14 protein-coding genes and 1 riboswitch are annotated in these 17,228 nt (G+C 71.0%); of the genes, 2 read left to right on the forward strand and 12 right to left on the reverse strand.

Features of this window, described 5'->3' with window-relative positions; all coding sequences use genetic code 11:
- Positions 1-25 precede the first annotated feature (25 nt).
- Entirely contained in the window at positions 26-2,557 is a 2,532-nt protein-coding gene (locus SVTN_RS15090; protein ID WP_041129568.1) for an ABC transporter permease, read from the forward strand.
- A 55-nt stretch (positions 2,558-2,612) separates the two neighbouring features.
- Here the strand turns inward: SVTN_RS15090 and SVTN_RS15095 are convergent, their stop codons facing one another.
- The 9 genes from SVTN_RS15095 to SVTN_RS15135 all read right to left on the reverse strand — a co-directional run bounded on the left by SVTN_RS15095 (position 2,613) and on the right by SVTN_RS15135 (position 13,086).
- Positions 2,613-3,905, reverse strand: coding sequence for an SAM-dependent methyltransferase (locus SVTN_RS15095; protein WP_041129569.1), 1,293 nt, complete (start codon positions 3,903-3,905; stop codon positions 2,613-2,615).
- 218 nt (positions 3,906-4,123) lie between these two features.
- Positions 4,124-5,506 carry an NAD(P)/FAD-dependent oxidoreductase gene (locus SVTN_RS15100; RefSeq protein WP_078908359.1) on the reverse strand — a complete coding sequence of 461 codons (1,383 nt, stop codon included), beginning with the start codon at positions 5,504-5,506 and terminating at the stop codon, positions 4,124-4,126.
- 370 nt (positions 5,507-5,876) lie between these two features.
- Positions 5,877-6,791 (reverse strand): Ppx/GppA phosphatase family protein, encoded by a 915-nt coding sequence (locus SVTN_RS15105; RefSeq protein WP_041129571.1) that lies wholly within the window; start codon positions 6,789-6,791, stop codon positions 5,877-5,879.
- Positions 6,788-7,327 (reverse strand): DUF501 domain-containing protein, encoded by a 540-nt coding sequence (locus tag SVTN_RS15110; protein WP_041129572.1) that lies wholly within the window; start codon positions 7,325-7,327, stop codon positions 6,788-6,790. Before SVTN_RS15110 ends, SVTN_RS15105 begins: the two co-directional genes overlap by 4 nt.
- A 17-nt stretch (positions 7,328-7,344) precedes the next feature.
- Complete coding sequence (locus SVTN_RS15115; RefSeq protein WP_041129573.1) at positions 7,345-7,815, reverse strand: FtsB family cell division protein; 471 nt, start codon at positions 7,813-7,815, stop codon at positions 7,345-7,347.
- 90 nt (positions 7,816-7,905) lie between these two features.
- The gene (gene eno, locus SVTN_RS15120; RefSeq protein ID WP_041129574.1) at positions 7,906-9,192 is read right to left on the reverse strand and encodes a phosphopyruvate hydratase; all 1,287 of its coding nucleotides are present in this window, start codon (positions 9,190-9,192) and stop codon (positions 7,906-7,908) included.
- 311 nt (positions 9,193-9,503) lie between these two features.
- Positions 9,504-10,229, reverse strand: a complete 726-nt coding sequence (locus SVTN_RS15125; RefSeq protein ID WP_041129575.1) for a LysM peptidoglycan-binding domain-containing protein — start codon at positions 10,227-10,229, stop codon at positions 9,504-9,506.
- A gap of 3 nt (positions 10,230-10,232) precedes the next feature.
- A riboswitch (cyclic di-AMP (ydaO/yuaA leader) is annotated at positions 10,233-10,406 on the reverse strand.
- Positions 10,407-10,664: 258 nt separating this feature from the next.
- Positions 10,665-11,708, reverse strand: coding sequence for a transglycosylase family protein (locus SVTN_RS15130; RefSeq protein WP_041129576.1), 1,044 nt, complete (start codon positions 11,706-11,708; stop codon positions 10,665-10,667).
- 94 nt (positions 11,709-11,802) lie between these two features.
- Positions 11,803-13,086 (reverse strand): cytochrome P450 family protein, encoded by a 1,284-nt coding sequence (locus SVTN_RS15135; RefSeq protein ID WP_041129577.1) that lies wholly within the window; start codon positions 13,084-13,086, stop codon positions 11,803-11,805.
- Between the two features lie 87 nt (positions 13,087-13,173).
- Between SVTN_RS15135 and SVTN_RS15140 the strand changes: the two genes are divergently transcribed.
- Complete coding sequence (locus SVTN_RS15140) at positions 13,174-14,388, forward strand: globin domain-containing protein (protein ID WP_041133906.1); 1,215 nt, start codon at positions 13,174-13,176, stop codon at positions 14,386-14,388.
- 31 nt (positions 14,389-14,419) lie between these two features.
- Here the strand turns inward: SVTN_RS15140 and SVTN_RS15145 are convergent, their stop codons facing one another.
- The 3 genes from SVTN_RS15145 to SVTN_RS15155 all read right to left on the reverse strand — a co-directional run bounded on the left by SVTN_RS15145 (position 14,420) and on the right by SVTN_RS15155 (position 17,119).
- Positions 14,420-15,385, reverse strand: coding sequence for a nucleoside triphosphate pyrophosphohydrolase (locus tag SVTN_RS15145; protein WP_041129578.1), 966 nt, complete (start codon positions 15,383-15,385; stop codon positions 14,420-14,422).
- 19 nt (positions 15,386-15,404) lie between these two features.
- On the reverse strand, positions 15,405-16,055 hold the full coding sequence (locus SVTN_RS15150; RefSeq protein ID WP_041129579.1) for a SurA N-terminal domain-containing protein: 651 nt from the start codon (positions 16,053-16,055) through the stop codon (positions 15,405-15,407).
- Positions 16,056-16,135: 80 nt separating this feature from the next.
- Positions 16,136-17,119, reverse strand: a complete 984-nt coding sequence (locus SVTN_RS15155) for a glycosyltransferase family 2 protein (protein WP_041133907.1) — start codon at positions 17,117-17,119, stop codon at positions 16,136-16,138.
- Between the last annotated feature and the right edge of the window lie 109 nt (positions 17,120-17,228).

The following is a 17,228-nucleotide window of genomic DNA, read 5'->3' on the forward strand; positions in this document are numbered from 1 at the left end:
CCTCCTCGAACTCCAGGACCCACCCATGTTCCGTACCGCCCTGCGCAACGTCCTCGCGCACAAGGCGAGACTGCTGATGACCGTCCTCGCCGTGATGCTCGGCGTGGCCTTCGTCTCCGGCACCCTCGTCTTCACCGACACCCTCTCCAACGCCTTCCGCAACCAGTCGGCCAAGAGCTACGACGACGTGGCCGTCGCCGTCGAGATGAACCCGAACCCCGAAGAGGCCCGGAAGACCCCCGGCCTCTCCCAGCAGGTCGTCGACAGGGTCGCGAAGCTCGACGGGGTCGCCTCCGTCAACCCCCGCGTCGAAGGCTTCGCCGGTGTGCCCGACAAGGACGGCAAGCTGATCGGCGTCGGCTGGTCCAACAAGGGCACCAACTTCGCCCCCGGCAAGGACGGCAAGGACCGCGCGTACGCGTTCACCGCCGGCAACGGCCCGGTCGAGGACACGCAGGTCGCGCTCGACAAGGACACCGCCGACAAGGGCGGCTACAAGGTCGGCGACACCGTCCGCGTCGCCACCAACGGCCCGGTGAAGGAGTACACCCTCTCCGGCGTCTTCACGACCGAGGACGGCGCCGTCAACGCCGGCGGCAGCCTGATCGTCTTCGACACCTCCGTCGCCCAGAAGCTCTACCTGAAGCCCGGCTGGTTCCAGAACCTGACCGTCACCGCCGCCCCCGGCGCGGACGCCGACAAGCTCCTCGACGAGGTCCTGAAGGTCGTCCCGAAGGCCGCCACCGCGCAGACCGGCCAGGCCCTCGCCGACCAGCAGGCGAAGGACATCGAGGCCGGCCTCGGCGCCCTCAACCAGGTCCTCCTCGGCTTCGCCGGCATCGCGCTCTTCGTCGGGATCTTCCTGATCTCCAACACCTTCACGATGCTGGTCGCGCAGCGCACCAAGGAACTCGCGCTGATGCGCGCGGTCGGCGCCTCCCGGAAGCAGATCACCCGCTCCGTCCTCGCCGAGGCCGGTCTCGTCGGCCTGGTCGCCTCCGCCGTCGGCTACGCCCTCGGCATCGGCCTGGCCGTCGGCCTCCGTTCGGCCATGAGCGCCTTCGACCTGAAGGTCCCGGCCGGCGACCTGGTCCTCGAAGCCACCCCGGCCCTCGCCGCCTTCGGCGTCGGCGTCCTGATCACCATGCTCGCCGCCTGGCTGCCCGGCCGCCGCGCCGCGAAGATCCCGCCGGTCGCCGCGATGAGCAGCGTCCACGCCACCGCCAGCACCAAGTCGCTCGTCCTGCGCAACTCCTTCGGTGCCGTGCTCACCGCGCTCGGTGTCGTCCTGATCGTGCTCGGCGCCGGCCAGGGCGGCGACGAGGGCCGCATGTTCATCGCGGGCGGCGCGTTCCTCACCCTCATCGGCGTCATCGTGCTCATCCCGATGCTGTCCCGGCCCGTGATCGCCCTGATCCGCCCGCTGTTCGTCGGCGTCTTCGGGGTCTCCGGCAAGCTCGCCGGCCTGAACGCGGTCCGCAACCCGCGCCGCACCGGTGCCACCGCCTCCGCGCTCGCCATCGGCCTGACCCTCGTCACCGGCCTCTCGGTGCTCGGCGCCACGGTCGGCTCGGCCCTCGACAAGGCGACGACCGACCAGATCAAGGCCGACTACATGGTCACCATGGCCAGCGGCACCGGCCTCAGCGACGAGGCCCTGACGGCCCTGGAGAAGGCCCCCGGCGTCGCGGCGGTCTCCCCGCAGCAGGCCGGCGCCCTGGAGATCGAGGGCAAGTTCACCTCCGCCTCCGGCGTCACCCCCGGCGCCATCGAGAAGGTCCTCAAGCTCGACGTCGTGAACGGCTCGATGAACTCCCTCGCCAAGGGGCAGATCGCCGTCGACAGCAAGACCGCCGAGAAGCGCGGCCTGAAGGTCGGCGCCACGGTCCCGGCGGAGTACATGGACAAGCAGAAGACCAAGCTGACGATCGGCGCGATCTACGAGAGCAGCGACTTCGTCTCGCCCGTCCTCGTCGACAAGAAGCTCCTCGACGCGCACGAGCAGCAGCCGTACATCCCGCAGATCTTCGTGAAGACGGACGGCGGCGCCTCGGCGGCCAACGAGAAGGCCCTGTCGAAGGCCATGGGCGACAACCCGGCCATCACCGTCATGGACCACAAGGACATCCGTGACACCTTCGGCGGCCCGATCAACGTGCTGCTGAACATCATGTACGGCCTGCTCGGCATGGCCCTGATCATCGCCGTCCTCGGCGTCGTCAACACCCTCGCGATGTCCGTCTTCGAGCGCCAGCAGGAGATCGGCATGCTGCGGGCGATCGGTCTCGACCGGCGCCGGGTGAAGCGGATGGTCCGTCTGGAGGCCGTCGTCATCTCGGTGTTCGGCGCGATCATCGGCATCGGCCTCGGCTCGTTCCTCGGCTGGGCCGTCGGCGAGACCATCAAGAGCAGCCTGCCGGGCTACGCCCTGGTCCTTCCCTGGGACCGGATCGGGCTCTTCCTGGTCCTGGCCGCCCTGGTCGGCGTCCTCGCCTCCCTGTGGCCGGCCCGCAGCGCCGCCAAGCTGAACATGCTCTCCGCCATCAAGGCCGAGTAGTACGGATACGCGAAGGGCCGGTCTCCCCCGTCGGGGAGACCGGCCCTTCGTCGTCTCACTCCTGCCAGACCCGCGGCCGCAGCGCCGTCCCGCTCTTCCCCGACACCGGCGTCTTCACCGCGAGGAACTGGTTCACGCCGATCCGGTTGCGTTCGAAGGAGACCGCCGAGGCCGCCATGTAGAGCCGCCAGATCCGGGCCCGGCCGGGCGAGGTGAGCCGGACCGCCCGGTCCCAGTCGGCCTCCAGGTTGGCCACCCAGCGGCGCAGGGTGAGCGCGTAGTGCTCGCGGATCGCCTCCACGTCCCGGACCTCGAAGCCGGCGTCCTCCAGGGTCGTCAGGGTGCTGCCCATGGGGGAGAGTTCGCCGTCGGGGAAGACGTACGCGTCGATGAAGGCGTCGATCTCGTAGGCGTCCTCGTCGGGCTCGGGACGCCGGGAGATCTGGTGGTTCAGGAGCCGCCCGCCGGGCTTGAGGAGGGCGTACAGGTCGTCGGCGTACTCCCGGTACTTCGCGGCGCCGACGTGCTCGGCCATGCCGATCGAGGAGATCGCGTCGTACGGGCCGTCGGCGACATCGCGGTAGTCCTGGACCCGGATCTCGATCAGGTCGGCGAGGCCCTCGTCGGCGACCCTCTTGCGGGCGTAGACGGCCTGTTCGCGGGAGAGGGTGACGCCGACGACCTTCGCCCCGTACTCGCGGGCGGCGTGGATGGCCATGGAGCCCCAGCCGCAGCCGACGTCGAGGAGCCGGTCGCCCTCCTTGAGGTTCAGCTTGCGGGCGATGAGGTCCAGCTTGTCGCGCTGGGCGTCCTCGAGCGTCCCGTCCTCGGTCCAGTACGCGCACGAGTAGACCATCGAAGGACCGAGGACCAGTTCGTAGAAGTCGTTGCCCACGTCGTAGTGGTGACTGATCGCCTGCTTGTCGCGGCGCCTGCTGTGCCGGCTGCCGTGGCGGCCGCGCACCTCCTCGGCCGGGGGCTGCGGCGGCGGCAGGGGCCCGGCGAGCCGCAGCAGGGAGCGGGCGGCGGCGCGGAGCCTGGGATCGCGTACGGAGTCGAGCAGGCTCCTGGTCTCCCCGCCGCGCTCCCACAGGAGGCCCGAGAGGCGGTCCAGGAGTTCGTAGAGGTCTCCCTCGACGTCGATCTCACCGGCCACCCAGGCGCGGGCCAGGCCCAGTTCGCCGGGCTTCCAGATCATCCTGCGCAGGGCCCGGCGGTCGCGGACGATCAGGACGGGGCCGCCTTTCGGACCGGCTTCGCTGCCGTCCCAGGCTCGCAGGCGGACCGGGAGCGGTCCTCCGAGGAGTTCCTCGGCGAGTGTCGTCAGCCGCGACGCGGCGTCGGCCATGGTGCACACCTCCGTGATCTCGTGCCCCAGAAATGTTCGTCACCAAGGGAACACCGTCCGTAGGTGTTTGCAGTCCCGGCCCGCGCAACGAGTCGGCAAAACACGCGAAGGGCCGTCCGCACCACGGATGGCGGACGGCCCTTTTACGGCCTTGCGTGTACTGCTCTTGTACTGCTCTTGTACTGCTGGTGGTGCCGGTACTACAGGGGTGCCACGGGTCAGGCCTTGGCCTTCTCCTGCGCCGGGGCGGCCGGCGCCGGGGCGGGCTTGGCCGCCTCGTAGAACTCCTCGCGCGGCGTCTCCATGGCACCGAGCGACACGACCTCGCGCTTGAGGAACATGCCGAGGGTCCAGTCGGCGAAGACGCGGATCTTGCGGTTGAAGGTCGGCATCGCCATGCCGTGGTAGCCACGGTGCATGTACCAGGCGAGACGGCCCTTGAGCTTGATCTTCATCTTGCCCATGACGATCATGGCGACGCCCTTGTGCAGACCGAGGCCGGCCACGGCGCCCTTGTTGGCGTGGCTGTACTCCTTCTGCGGGAAGCCGCGCATGCCGGCCACCACGTTGTCGCCGAGGACCTTGGCCTGGCGCAGCGCGTGCTGGGCGTTCGGCGGGCACCAGGCGCGCTCGCGCGGGACGCCGGCCTTGATCGAGGCCAGGTCCGGGACCTGGGCGTTGTCGCCCGCGGCCCAGACGTAGTCGAGGCCGTTGACCTGGAGCTTCTCGTTGCAGTCCACGTGGCCGCGGGGGCCGAGCGGCAGACCGAAGCGGGAGAGCGCCGGGTTCGGCTTCACACCGGCGGTCCAGACGATCGTGCTGGAGTCGACCTCGAGGCCGTTCTTCAGCACGACGTGGCCGTCGACGCAGGAGTCCATGGAGGTCTCGAGGTAGATCTCGATACCGCGGGACTCCAGGTGCTCCTTGCCGTACTGGCCGAGCTTCGGGCCCACCTCGGGGAGGATCTTGTCGGCCGCGTCGACCAGGATGAAGCGCATGTCCTCGCGCGACACGTTCTGGTAGTACTTCGCGGCGTCGCGGGCCATGTCCTCGACCTCGCCGATGGTCTCCGCGCCGGCGAAGCCGCCGCCCACGAAGACGAAGGTCAGCGCCTTGCGGCGGACCTCCTCGTCGGTCGTCGAGTCGGCCTTGTCGAGCTGCTCGAGGACGTGGTTGCGCAGGCCGATGGCCTCCTCGATGCCCTTCATGCCGATGCCCTGCTCGGCGAGACCGGGGATCGGGAAGGTGCGGGAGACCGCGCCCATGGCGATGACCAGGTAGTCGAACGGCAGCTCGTACGCCTCGCCGACGAGCGGCGCGATCGTGGCGACCTTGCGGTCCTGGTCGATGGTGGTGACCCGGCCGGTGAGCACCTCGGCTCCGCGGACGACGCGTCGCAGCGGGACGACGACGTGACGCGGAGAGATGCTGCCGGCGGCGGCTTCGGGGAGGAAGGGCTGGTAGGTCATGTACGACCGCGGGTCGACGACCGTGACGGTCGCCTCCGCGTAGCGCATCTTCTTGAGGATGCGCCGAGCTGCGTACAGGCCTACGTACCCGCCGCCTACTACGAGGATCCTGGGACGCTCCGTGGTGCTCATGGGATCGAGTATCCACCCCTCCTGAGGGGGGTGCTCGTGCGCCCCTTCACAAGCTTCGGGGACACCTCTGCTACACTCCGCCGCCCACGTGATCCATGTCATGGTGCTGCAAAGGAACCGGGATGCAAGGGCGAACGTTGTTCACCCCTTGTGAACTGGCCTGGAGAGCCCCCGTTAACGCTGAACCGGACTCCTGCTTCACACGATGGAAACATCGAGCGAATCGGCCTCCGGACCTGCGAAAGGGCCCTGAGACGCCCCTCGGAGGGCCTAATGACCTTCCTCGGGCGCCATCAGGGCCCTTTTCCTTGTGAAGAACTTCACGAACCTTTTCCGACGGGGTGTCGCCGGGGGGCTCGATAGCCGCCCGCTATGCCACGGATAGGGCGATCCCATCGAGAATGTCGTGCTCGCTGACGACGACCTCGGAGGCTCCGACGCGCTCCACGATCTCCCGCAGGACGAGGGCTCCGGCGATGATCACGTCGACCCGGCCGGGGTGGATGACGGGGATCGCGGCCCGCTCGTCGTGGGTGGAGGCGAGGAGCCGGTCCGTGACCTCGGCGACCTGGGCGGCCGTGATCCGGGAGTGGTGGACCTTCTCGGAGTCGTACTCCGGGAGCCCGAGGGCGATCGCGGCGACCGTGGTGACCGAGCCGGCGAGTCCGACGAGGGTGTCGGCCGTGTCGATCGGGACGGTCTCGGCGGCCAGGTCGAGCGCGGTACGGACGTCGGCGCGGATCGCGGCGACCTCCTCGGCGGTCGGCGGGTCGTGGCGGACGTGCCGCTCGGTGAGCCGGACGCAGCCGATGTCGACGGAGCGGGCGGCCTCGACGTGCCGGTTGCCGACCACGAACTCGGTGGAGCCGCCGCCGATGTCCAGGACCAGGCGCCGGTCGTCCCCGTGCAGCGAGCCGGTGGCGCCGGTGAAGGAGAACTCGGCCTCCTGGTCGCCGGTGATCACCTCGGGCTCGACGCCCAGGATCTCCACGACCCCGTCCACGAAGTCCTGGCGGTTCTCGGCGTCGCGGGAGGCGGAGGTGGCGACGAAGCGGAGCCGCTCGGCGCCCAGCTCCTTGATGACCGCGGCGTACTCGCGGCAGGCCGCGAAGGTCCGCTCCAGGGCCTCGGGGGCCAGCCGGCCGGTCTTGTCGACGCCCTGGCCGAGCCGGACGATCGTCATCCGCCGGTCCAGCTCGATCAGGTCACCCGTCTCCGGGTGGACGTCGGCGACGAGGAGGCGGATGGAGTTCGTACCGCAGTCGATTCCGGCGACCCGGGTCACTTCTCCTCGCCCTCCTTCTCCGCACACGGGTTCACGCAGGGGCCCTTCGCCCACCACTCCGGCAGCATCGCGAGCGCCTCGTCGCCGAACGGGTTCACGCCCGGTCCCGCGGCGAGGGAGTGGCCGACGAGGACGTGCAGGCACTTGACCCGGTCCGGCATGCCGCCGGCGCTCGGGAAGCCCTCCAGGACCTCGATGGCGTCACGGCGGGCGATGTAGTCCTCGTGCGCGGCCCGGTAGGCGGCGGCGAGCTCCGGGTCGGTGGCGAGCCGGGCCTGCATCTCCTTCATGACCCCGTTGGCCTCCAGCGTGCCGATGGCCGAGGCCGCACGCGGGCAGGTCAGGTAGTACGTGGTCGGGAACGGCGTGCCGTCGGGGAGCCGGGGCGCGGTCTCGACGACGTCCGGGTTGCCGCACGGGCAGCGGTGCGCGATGGCGCGCAGGCCGCGGGGCGGGCGGCCGAGCTGGAGCTCGAAGGCGGCGATGTCCGTGTCGGTGGGCTCGGTGCGTTCGGTCTGCGGAGGGGGCGTTTCCATGTCGGGTCCTGGGTTGTTCAGTGACGGTCGGCGTGGTCCACGCCGTCCCACAGGTTGTCGTACCAGGGGCGGTCCTCCGGCCCCTGGTCGGCGCGGGGCCGTTGCTCCGCGTCGGGGTCGTTCACGGTGAAGCCGGTCTCGCCGGGGAGCACGTAGTGCAGGTGCTCGCGGGCGAGGCGGCGGACGTAGGCCGGGTCCTGGAGGCGGGCCTTCTCGTCCTTCAGTTCCTCGACCCGCCGGGCGGCCTCGGCGGCCCTGCGCTCCTGCTCGGCGATCTCGCCCTGCTGGGAGACGTAGCTCCGCATCGGGTAGGCGAGGGCCACGACGAGGGAGCAGACCACGAGGGCGAGGAAGGCCGCGCGGCCGGTGAGCCGGGAGCGGCGGGCCTGGCGGCGGGTCTGGGAGCGGTAGACACGGGCGGCGGTCTGCTCGCCGAGCAGCCTGATCCGGGTCGCGGTCGAGAACCGGTCCCGGTCCTTCGCGGCCATGTCGTGTCGCCTCCCCTGTTCACGCGGACGTCCCCGCACACGGTACGGGACCGAGTACGGGGACGTACGTATCTACAGCGTCAGGCCTGCTCAGCCCTTGAAGCGCGGGAAGGCGCTGCGGCCGGCGTAGACCGCGGCGTCGTCGAGGATCTCCTCGATGCGCAGGAGCTGGTTGTACTTGGCGACGCGCTCGGAGCGGGCCGGGGCGCCGGTCTTGATCTGGCCGCAGTTGGTGGCGACGGCGAGGTCGGCGATGGTGACGTCCTCGGTCTCGCCGGAGCGGTGGGACATCATGCACTTGAAGCCGTTGCGCTGGGCGAGCTCGACGGCGTCCAGGGTCTCGGTCAGCGAGCCGATCTGGTTGACCTTGACCAGGAGGGCGTTGGCGGTGCCCTCCTCGATGCCGCGGGCCAGGCGCTCCGGGTTGGTGACGAAGAGGTCGTCGCCGACGAGCTGGACCTTGGAGCCGAGCTTCTCGGTGATGACCTTCCAGCCGGCCCAGTCGTCCTCGAACAGCGGGTCCTCGATGGAGACGAGCGGGTACGCGGAGACGAGCTCCTCGTAGTACTCGGTCATCTCGGCGGCCGAGCGGGACTTGCCCTCGAACTCGTACTTGCCGTCCTTGTAGAACTCGGACGCGGCGACGTCGAGCGCGAGCGCGATGTCCTTGCCCGGGACGTAGCCGGCCTGCTTGATGGCCTCCAGGATGAGGTCGAGCGCCTCGCGGTTGGAGTCCAGGTTCGGGGCGAAGCCGCCCTCGTCGCCGAGGCCGGTGGAGAGGCCCTTGCCCTTCAGGACGGCCTTGAGGGTGTGGTAGACCTCGGTGCCCCAGCGGAGGGCCTCGGAGAAGGACTCCGCGCCGATCGGGGCGATCATGAACTCCTGGATGTCGACGTTGGAGTCGGCGTGCGACCCACCGTTGAGGATGTTCATCATCGGAACGGGCAGCAGGTGCGCGTTCGGGCCGCCCAGGTAGCGGAAGAGGGGGAGGTCGCTGGCCTCAGAGGCGGCGTGCGCGACGGCGAGGGAGACGCCGAGGATGGCGTTGGCGCCGAGCGAGCCCTTGTTCTCCGTGGCGTCCAGGTCGAACATGGCCTGGTCGATCAGGCGCTGCTCGGTGGCGTCGTAGCCGACGAGCTCCGGGCCGATCTGCTCGATGACGGCGAGGACGGCCTTCTCGACACCCTTGCCCTGGTAGCGGTTGGGGTCACCGTCGCGGAGCTCGATGGCCTCGAACGCACCGGTGGAGGCGCCGGACGGAACGGCAGCACGGCCGGTGCTGCCGTCGTCGAGGCCGACCTCGACCTCGACCGTGGGGTTGCCTCGGGAGTCCAGGATTTCCCGGGCTACGACGACGTCGATGGACGGCACGAGCATCTCCTTTTTGGGATGTGACGCTGGATGTGACGCAAGGTCGGTGCAGGGTCGCTTGGCCTTGCGACAAGAGCCTAACCGGCTCGGGGGCCGCAGCCGGCCGGGCGCCCGCCCCCTGGGACGAAAAAGGACCCAAGGGCATGCATCCCGGGACGAAGGCCCCCGTATCTACTGGACAGTAACCGTCAGGTCCCCCGAAACGGGGGAACCCCGGTCCGACGCGCACGGGGGAAGGGGCACGCCGGACCGGGGTGGTCACCGCGGGAGGGTCGTCGGGACCGCGTGAGCCGCCGGACTCACGCGGGCCGCCGGGCTCACTTCAGGTGGAGCTGCTGGCCCGGGTAGATGAGGTCGGCGTCCTCGACGACGTCCTTGTTCAGCTCGAAGAGCTTGGCCCAGCCGCCCTTGACGCCGTGCGCCTGGGCGATCTTGCTGAGGGTGTCGCCGGCGACGACCTTGTACTCGCCGTCACCCTTCTTGACCTTCTTGCCGGTCGGCGTGGTGACGGTCTTCGGGGCCTTGCGCTGCTCGCTGCGGGTGGTCGGCTCCTCGGCGCGACGCTCCTGCTGCTGGGGGGCGGCCTGCTGCTTCGGGGCGGCCTGCTGCGGGGCGGCCTGCTGGGGCTCGCTCTGCTGCGGGGCGGTCTCGGCGGCGCCACCGTCGTAGGAGGCACCGGAGAGGCCGACGCCGCAGCTCGGCCAGGCACCCTTGCCCTGGCCCGCGAGGACCTTCTCGGCGACGGCGATCTGCTGGGCCTTCGAGGCCAGGTCGGCGCGCGGGGCGTAGGCGGTGCCACCGAAGGCGGCCCAGGTGGAGTTGGTGAACTGCAGGCCGCCGTAGAAGCCGTTGCCGGTGTTGATGGACCAGTTGCCGCCGGACTCGCACTGGGCGACGGTGTCCCACTCGGCGGTGGTGGCGGCGGAGGCGGTGCCCGCGGTCAGCAGCGGGGCGGCGACGGCGACACCGGTGACGCCGACGAGCGTGGCGACCTGGGCGGCCTTGGAGGGACGACGGTGTTTGCCCTTGGCGGAAAACAGCATGGGGATTCTCCTCACCGACGCCTGTGAGGTGAGCTGTCGGGTTCGGGCCGGAAAGTTGCCCGGCCGCGCGTCCTAGCACGCGGCTTCACCCCAAGCCGGTCGTCGGCCGTCTGTCTCAACGGCCGGGCCCGGCACTTACCTTGGGTCCCCCACTCCTGCCTTCGGCGCTTGCGCGACGACTGTTCCCGGCGACCGACGGCAGGATTCGGCGTTTCGGTCGACGGGGCCCGCGGTGGCGAGCGGTGAAGACCGTAGACACAGACCCACCGGAAGTTCAAAGAGGCCCATTGCGGAAATATCGCCCCTGCTTGCCCTCCGGTGGGCGGTGTTTGCGCAGGTGAGAGGTGACGGAAGCAAAGTTTGCGGACGTGACACACCAGTTGGGGCGAAGAGACCCATGTCTCACTTGCCCAGAACCGGACATAAGCCCGCGAACTAACCGGCCGTCGTCGTCGAACCCTCCGTCAGGTCAAGGCTCTGACCAGGCAGGATGAGGTTCGGATCGACGCCCACCGTCTGCTTGTTGGCGTCGTAGAGGGCGGTCCAGCCTCCGGGGAGTTCGTTCTCCTCCGCAATGCCGGACAGGCTGTCGCCCGGCTTCACGGTGTACTCACCCGAAGTGCGCGGACTGTCCGTTGCGCCCGAATCCTTCGCTTCGTCAGTCACCGGCGTGCCGTCGACCTTTTCCGCAGGCTTGTCCGCACTTGACGCGTGTCGTCCGGATTCGGCCGAGCTGCCCGCCTTGCCGGATTCCTCCGGGGCGGCTTCGCCGCGGTGCTTGCCGGTACCGGGCGTGGCCGACGACACGTCACCCTTCGGCGCATCGGGCGAAACCGGCGTACCGGGCGTAACGGACGCGTCGGGTGTGACCGGGGTCGCCGGAGTGGTGGACGCGGCCGGGGTGGTCGGCGCGGCGGAGGCGGTGGAGGTCGCCGGCGCGCTCGGCGTGGCCGGCGTCACGGGGGTGGCGGGGGTCACGGGGGTGGCGGACGCGGTGGACCGCTCGGCCGCCGCGTCGGTCCCCGCGGTGCGGTTGGACTCGGGGAGGGGTCCCGTGGGGGCCGTCGGGACGGCGGTCGGGCCGGGGTTCACACCGGTGGCCTTTCCGTCGTTCTTCAGGCCGGCGATCGGCGCGCAGGTGGCCCACTCGTTGCTGCCCCGGTCGAGCGCCTTCTCGGCGACCGCGATCTGCTGGGCGCGGCTGGCGAGGTCGGGGCTGGGCGCGTACGCGAGGCCGCCGTTCCGCTCCCAGCTGTCCTGGGTGAACTGGAGGCCGCCGTACATCCCGTTGCCGAAGTTGGCGCTCCACTGGCCGCCGGACTCGCACTCGGCGACCCGGTCCCAGGTGGCCGCGTCGGCGGCGGAGGCGGATCCGGTGGCGAGCAGCGGCAGCGCCATGGCGGATCCGGTGACGCCCGCGGCGACGACGAGGGCGGGGGCCTGACGGGGGCGACGGTGTCGTCCGTTCCCGGAACGCATAGGAGGGCCTTTCGCGTGACGGCTGAGACTGCCGGGAAACGTAGCGGCATTCGAACGCCCGTCACAAGTCGATCGCCCCGCGATCACGTAAAGATCACATTCCTGATGGTTCGTCAGTAGCCAAGAGCGGTACGGAAGGGGAGAACTCCACCGGAAGCGTACGCAAACCACGCATGATGAGCCCGCCGCGCCACCGCAGTTCGGCCGGGTCCGCGGCAAGTCGCAGGTCCGGCAGGCGAGTCAGCAGGGTCGCGAGCGCCGTCTGCCCTTCGAGGCGGGCGAGCGGCGCGCCCAGGCAGTAGTGGATGCCGTGCCCGTACCCGAGGTGCTGGTTGTCGCGCCGGGCGAGGTCGAGGGTGTCGGGACCCTCGAACCGCTCCGGGTCCCGGTCGGCGGCGGCGAGCACCACGAGCACCGGGTCACCCGCCGGGATCTCCTGGCCGCCGATGGTCAGCGCCCGCGTCGCGTACCGCCAGGTCGCCATCTCCACGGGCCCGTCGTACCGCAGCAGCTCCTCGACGCCCGTCTCCAGGAGCCCGGTCTCCCCGGCGGCGAGCGAGGCCTGGAGCCGCGCGCGCTCCTCGGGGTGGCGCAGCAGCTGGTAGACGCCGTTGCCGATGAGGTTGACGGTCGTCTCGAAACCGGCGAAGAGAAGGATGAACGCCATCGCGGCGGCCTCGTTCTCGGTGAGGTGCTCGCCGTGGTCGGAGGCCTTGATGAGCCCCGAGATCAGGTCGTCCGCCCCTTCTTGCCGCAGGCCTTCACGCTTTCGGTGGATGAGCTCGGCGAGATAGCCGCGCATCTTCTTCACCGACCGGGCGACCCCGCCGCGCGGCCCGCCGCCGTGCCGGATCATCATCCCGGCCCAGTCCCGGAAGTCGTCCTGGTCCTCCGCCGGCACCCCGAGCAGGTCGCAGATCGCGTAGATGGGGAGCGGGAAGGCGAACTCGTGGATGAGGTCGGCGCTCCCCCGCTCCACGAAGGAGTCGATGAGCCGGTCCGTCAGCTCCTGCACGCGCGGCGTGAACTCGGCGACCCGGCGCGGGGTGAAGGCCTTCGACACGAGCCGCCGCAGCCGGGTGTGGTCCGGCGGGTCGATGTTGAGCAGGTGCGTCATCAGGCCCGCGCTGCGCTCGCCGGGGATCCCGGTCTTCCCGGGCTCCACGTGGTGCACGGGGTTCTTGGAGAGCCGCTGGTCCGCGAGGGCCTGCCGGGCGTCCGCGTACCGGGTCACGAGCCAGGCCTCGACCCCGCTGGGCAGCGTCGTCCGGTGGACGGGCGCGTGCTCCCGCAGCCAGGCGTAGGCGGGGTAGGGATCGCTCGCGAACTCCCAGGTGAAGAGGTCGGGGGCGGGGGCGGGGCCGGGGGTCGTACTCACGTCACGACCGTACAGGGCGGCCCCGGGAGGCACGTTCGTGGAGAAGATGTGATCAAGCCGTACAGGTTGTGCCCTAGATTCTTGTCGGTGGATCCCCAGCTGCTCAGAAGCACGTTCGCGGTCGTCGAGAGACGCGCCGAGCACGCCGTCACGTTCTTCTACTCGCACCTCTTCTGGCACAACCCCGGCGTGCGCGAGCTCTTCCCCGAGGACATGCTCCCCCAGAAGGACCGGCTCTTCGCCGCGCTCACCCATGTGGTGACCCACCTGGAGGATCCCGGGCTCGGCGTGTACCTGGGGCAGCTGGGCCGCGACCACCGCAAGTTCCTCGCCTCCCCCGCGCTGTACGCGGGGGTCGGGCAGAGCCTGCTCGCCGCGTTCGCGCACGCCGCCGGTTCCGCCTGGACGGTGGAGGCGGAGAAGGCCTGGACCGAGGCGTACGGGCTCGTCGCCGATCTGATGCAGGCGGGTGCCGCCGAGGCGGCCGGGGCCGGGGAGCCCGCCTGGTGGGACGCGGACGTCGTCCGGCACGAGCGGTACGGCGACGACCTCGCCGTCCTCACCCTGCGCCCCCGGCAGCCGCTGCCGTTCCGCCCCGGCCAGTACGTCAGCGTCAGCTCGCTGCGGGTCCCGCGCGTCTGGCGCACCTACTCCCTCGCGGACGCGCCCCGCCCGGACGGCACCGTGGAGCTGCACGTGAGCCGGATCAGGGGCGGCGCGATGAGCACGGCCCTCGTCGACGAGACGGGCCCGGGCGAGGTGCTGCGGCTCAGCGCCCCCGGCGGCGCGCTCACCGCGCGGACCGCACCGGGCGGCCTCCGCACCTATATATGCGGGGGTACGGGCTGGGCCCCGGTGCGGGCGCTCCTCGTGGAGGCCGCCGAGGCCGAGCCCGGGCTCGAGGGCCGGCTGTTCGTGGTGGCCCGCGCCAAGGAGTACCTGTACGGGCGCGAGGACGTCGAGCTCCTGAAGGAGCTCCTGCCCGGCCTCCACGCCACCTACATCACGGCAGCGCCCCGGCAGCGCAGGGACCAGGCGACGGAGCGGCTGCTCCAGGCCCTGCAGGCCTGCGGCCGCTGGCCCGAGCACGACGTGTACCTCGCCGGGCCGCCGGCCTTCGTGACGGAGGTCCGCGAGGTCCTGGAGGAGCTGGGCACCGACCCGGCGCGCATCCACCACGACGCCCTGCCGTCCGTCGGCCGCTTCACCACCCGCCCGAGCACCGCCGCCGAACGCCTCCTGGGCCCCCCGACCCCCCTCTGGCACAACCCGGGGGCCCGGGCGCCGCGCGACCAGCTCTAGCGCCTGTCCGAACCTGATCCGCCGGACAGCCCTAGGCGTCCAGGCCCTCCGCCGCCCGGATCGCGTCCCGGTAGGCCTTGGACGCCGCGCGCAGGGCCGCCTCCGGGTCCACCCCGGAGGCCTCGGCGCGGGCCGCGAGGGCGAGGAGTTCGTAGCCGATGCCCTCGCCCGCCGGAAGCTTCACGTCGAGGCCCGCCGAACGGACCCGCCCCGCGAGCTTCGCCGCGAGCGCGAGGCCGGGCTGCCCGAGCGGCACGCCGTCCGTGACGGACTCCCGCTGCTTCTCGATCGCCTTGGTGCGCTGCCAGTGCGCGTGGACGTCCTCGGGGGTCTCGGCGGTCGCGTCGCCGAAGACGTGCGGGTGCCGGTGGATCAGCTTCTCGACGAGCGTCCCGGCGACGTCGTCCACGGAGAACGGTTCCTCCGCGTCCTCCTCGGCGATCCGGGCGTGGAAGACGACCTGCAGCAGCACGTCCCCGAGCTCCTCGCGCAGCTCCCGCCGGTCCCCCTCCTCGATCGCCTCGACGAGTTCGTACGCCTCCTCGATGGCGTACTTGGCGAGCCCCCGGTGGGTCTGGCGCGAGGTCCAGGGGCACTCGCGGCGGACGCGGTCCATGACCTGCACGAGGTCGAGGAGGCGGGCGCCGGGCAGGTCGTACGAGCCGGGCAGCAGCTCCAGGTCGGGCATGGACACGCGGCCGGAGCCGGCGAGCCGGGCGAGGCCGTCGGTCAGCGCCCTGTCGCCCTCGCCGGAGGGCAGCAGCAGGACCGTGCGGCCCCCGGCGCAGGCCTCGACGAGCTCCTCGGCGGTGGGCCGGGCGTGCTCGACGGCGACGCCGGCCTCCCGCAGGTACGGCAGCTGGGGGTGGTCCTCGTCGGGGCAGAGCACCCGGTCGGCCCCGTGCAGCGCCTGCCAGGCGGGCCAGGACAGCAGTCCGGGGGCCACGCGGTGGCTGGCGGTGAGCAGGACGATGCGGCCGGGGCTCTCAGAAGTCACCCTTCGAACCTACCCCGGGTCACGCCCCTGCCGGGACGGCGGCCGGGTCCTGGCTGATCTGGCGGAGCCAGGGCGAGCCGTCGTAGGTGGTGTCGAGGCGGACCTGGGCGTCGTCCCAGCGGCCGTAGCGCGGGTTCACGTCGACGGCGAGGTCCTTGGAGGCGGCGGAGAAGACCTCCGTCAGCTTCTTCTGGCCCTCGGCGTCCTCGGTGACGCCCAGCTTCCGGGCGATCTTGTTCATGAGGACGTTGCGGCGGACGAAGGCGTCGATCTGGTCGGGTGCCACGCCCTGCTCCTGGAGGAGGACGGCCGCGAGCTGGTCCTCGCCGCCGGCCTGGCGGACGAAGGAGGCCTTGGTCTGCTGGAGTTCGGCGCGGGTGGCGCTGACGCCGTTGTCGCGGGCGACCTTGTCGACGACCCGGTCGAAGATCATGACGTTGAGTTTGCGGCGGCTGAGGTCGCCGGTGGCCGCGACCAGCTGGGCGGACTGCGGCGAGGCCGCCTGCGCGGCGCGGACGTCCGCGACCTGGGCCTGGAGGCTGGACACCTCGATCCGTTCGCCGCCGACGACGGCCGCCGCTCCTGGGTGGGCGTCGCCGCCGCAGGCGGTGAGCAGCGGGGCCGCGGCGAGGAGGGCGGCGGAGACGGTGAGCGCAGTGCGGCGGTGCAAAGGAGCCTCCCGGGCTGGTCGTGCGTCAGTTGAACGACCTTGCGGTGATCGATGGTAGGGAGTCGCCCGGGCCGGAGCCACTACTTCGGAGCGACTGTTTCCCACAACGACTCACCCGTCACCCGGGTGTCGGCCGCCCCCGAACCGCCGCTCGTCTCCTTGAGCAGGTAGTGCGGCCGCCGCTTGACCTCGTAGTAGATGCGTCCGACGTACTCGCCGATCAGTCCGGCCATCATCATCTGCACGCCGGCGAGGGCGGTGACGGCGACGAGGAGCGTGACGTAGCCGGGGGTGTCGACGCCGTTGACGAGGGCGTCGCCGACGATCCAGGCCGCGTAGCCGAGGGCGACGACGGTGAGGAGGAGGCCGAGGTGGACGGCGGCCCTCAGCGGCTTGTTGTTGAAGGAGAGGAGTCCGTCGAGGCCGTAGTTGAGGAGCTTGCCGAAGGTCCACTTGGAGCGGCCCTGCTCGCGGACGGCGTTCTCGTAGGAGAAGGTCGTGGTGGGGAAGCCGACCCAGGAGAAGAGGCCCTTGGAGAAGCGGTTGTACTCGCTGAGGCCGAGGACCGCGTCGGCGGCGCGGCGGGAGAGCAGCCGGAAGTCGCCGACGCCGTCGACGAGCTCGACGTCGACGAGCCGGTTGATCGCCCAGTAGTAGAGGCGGGCGGTGAGGGTACGGGTGACCCTGTCGCCCTCGCGGGTGCGGCGGGCGACGACCTGGTCGTACCCCTCGGCGTGCAGGGCGACCATGCGGTGCACGAGCTCCGGCGGGTGCTGGAGGTCGGCGTCCATGATCACGACGGCGTCGCCGGCGGCGTGCCGGAGCCCGGCGAGCATCGCGGCCTCCTTGCCGAAGTTGCGGCTGAAGGAGAGGTAGCGGACCCGGTCCGGGTCGGCTCCGGCGAGCTCCTGGAGGAGCGGGAGGGTCCCGTCCCGGCTTCCGTCGTCCACGTAGACGAGCTCGAACTCCCCCTCCAGGCGGGAGAATTCGGCGGTCACGTGGTCGTGGAAGCGGGCGAGGACGTCCTCCTCGTTGAAGCACGGGACGACGATCGAGAGCAGCACGCGGACCACGACAACGGAGCCCGGTGTCCCGGCCGGTCCGGGTGGATGACCTTCAGGCGACCATCGCGTGAACTGGCCCGCCGGACCCGTCATTTCCCGTGCGTCCGCT

Origin of the sequence: Streptomyces vietnamensis (genome assembly GCF_000830005.1) — a bacterium.
Taxonomy (GTDB): Bacteria; Actinomycetota; Actinomycetes; order Streptomycetales; family Streptomycetaceae; genus Streptomyces; species Streptomyces vietnamensis.

Coding starts and splice junctions, on each gene's coding strand:
- SVTN_RS15110 (WP_041129572.1), bottom strand. CDS start 7,327: ATGGAAACGCCCCCTCCGCAGACCGAACGCACCGAGCCCACCGACACG.
- SVTN_RS15100 (WP_078908359.1), bottom strand. CDS start 5,506: ATGAGCACCACGGAGCGTCCCAGGATCCTCGTAGTAGGCGGCGGGTAC.
- SVTN_RS15095 (WP_041129569.1), bottom strand. CDS start 3,905: ATGGCCGACGCCGCGTCGCGGCTGACGACACTCGCCGAGGAACTCCTC.
- SVTN_RS15130 (WP_041129576.1), bottom strand. CDS start 11,708: ATGCGTTCCGGGAACGGACGACACCGTCGCCCCCGTCAGGCCCCCGCC.
- SVTN_RS15125 (WP_041129575.1), bottom strand. CDS start 10,229: ATGCTGTTTTCCGCCAAGGGCAAACACCGTCGTCCCTCCAAGGCCGCC.
- eno (WP_041129574.1), bottom strand. CDS start 9,192: ATGCTCGTGCCGTCCATCGACGTCGTCGTAGCCCGGGAAATCCTGGAC.
- SVTN_RS15090 (WP_041129568.1), top strand. CDS start 26: ATGTTCCGTACCGCCCTGCGCAACGTCCTCGCGCACAAGGCGAGACTG.
- SVTN_RS15115 (WP_041129573.1), bottom strand. CDS start 7,815: ATGGCCGCGAAGGACCGGGACCGGTTCTCGACCGCGACCCGGATCAGG.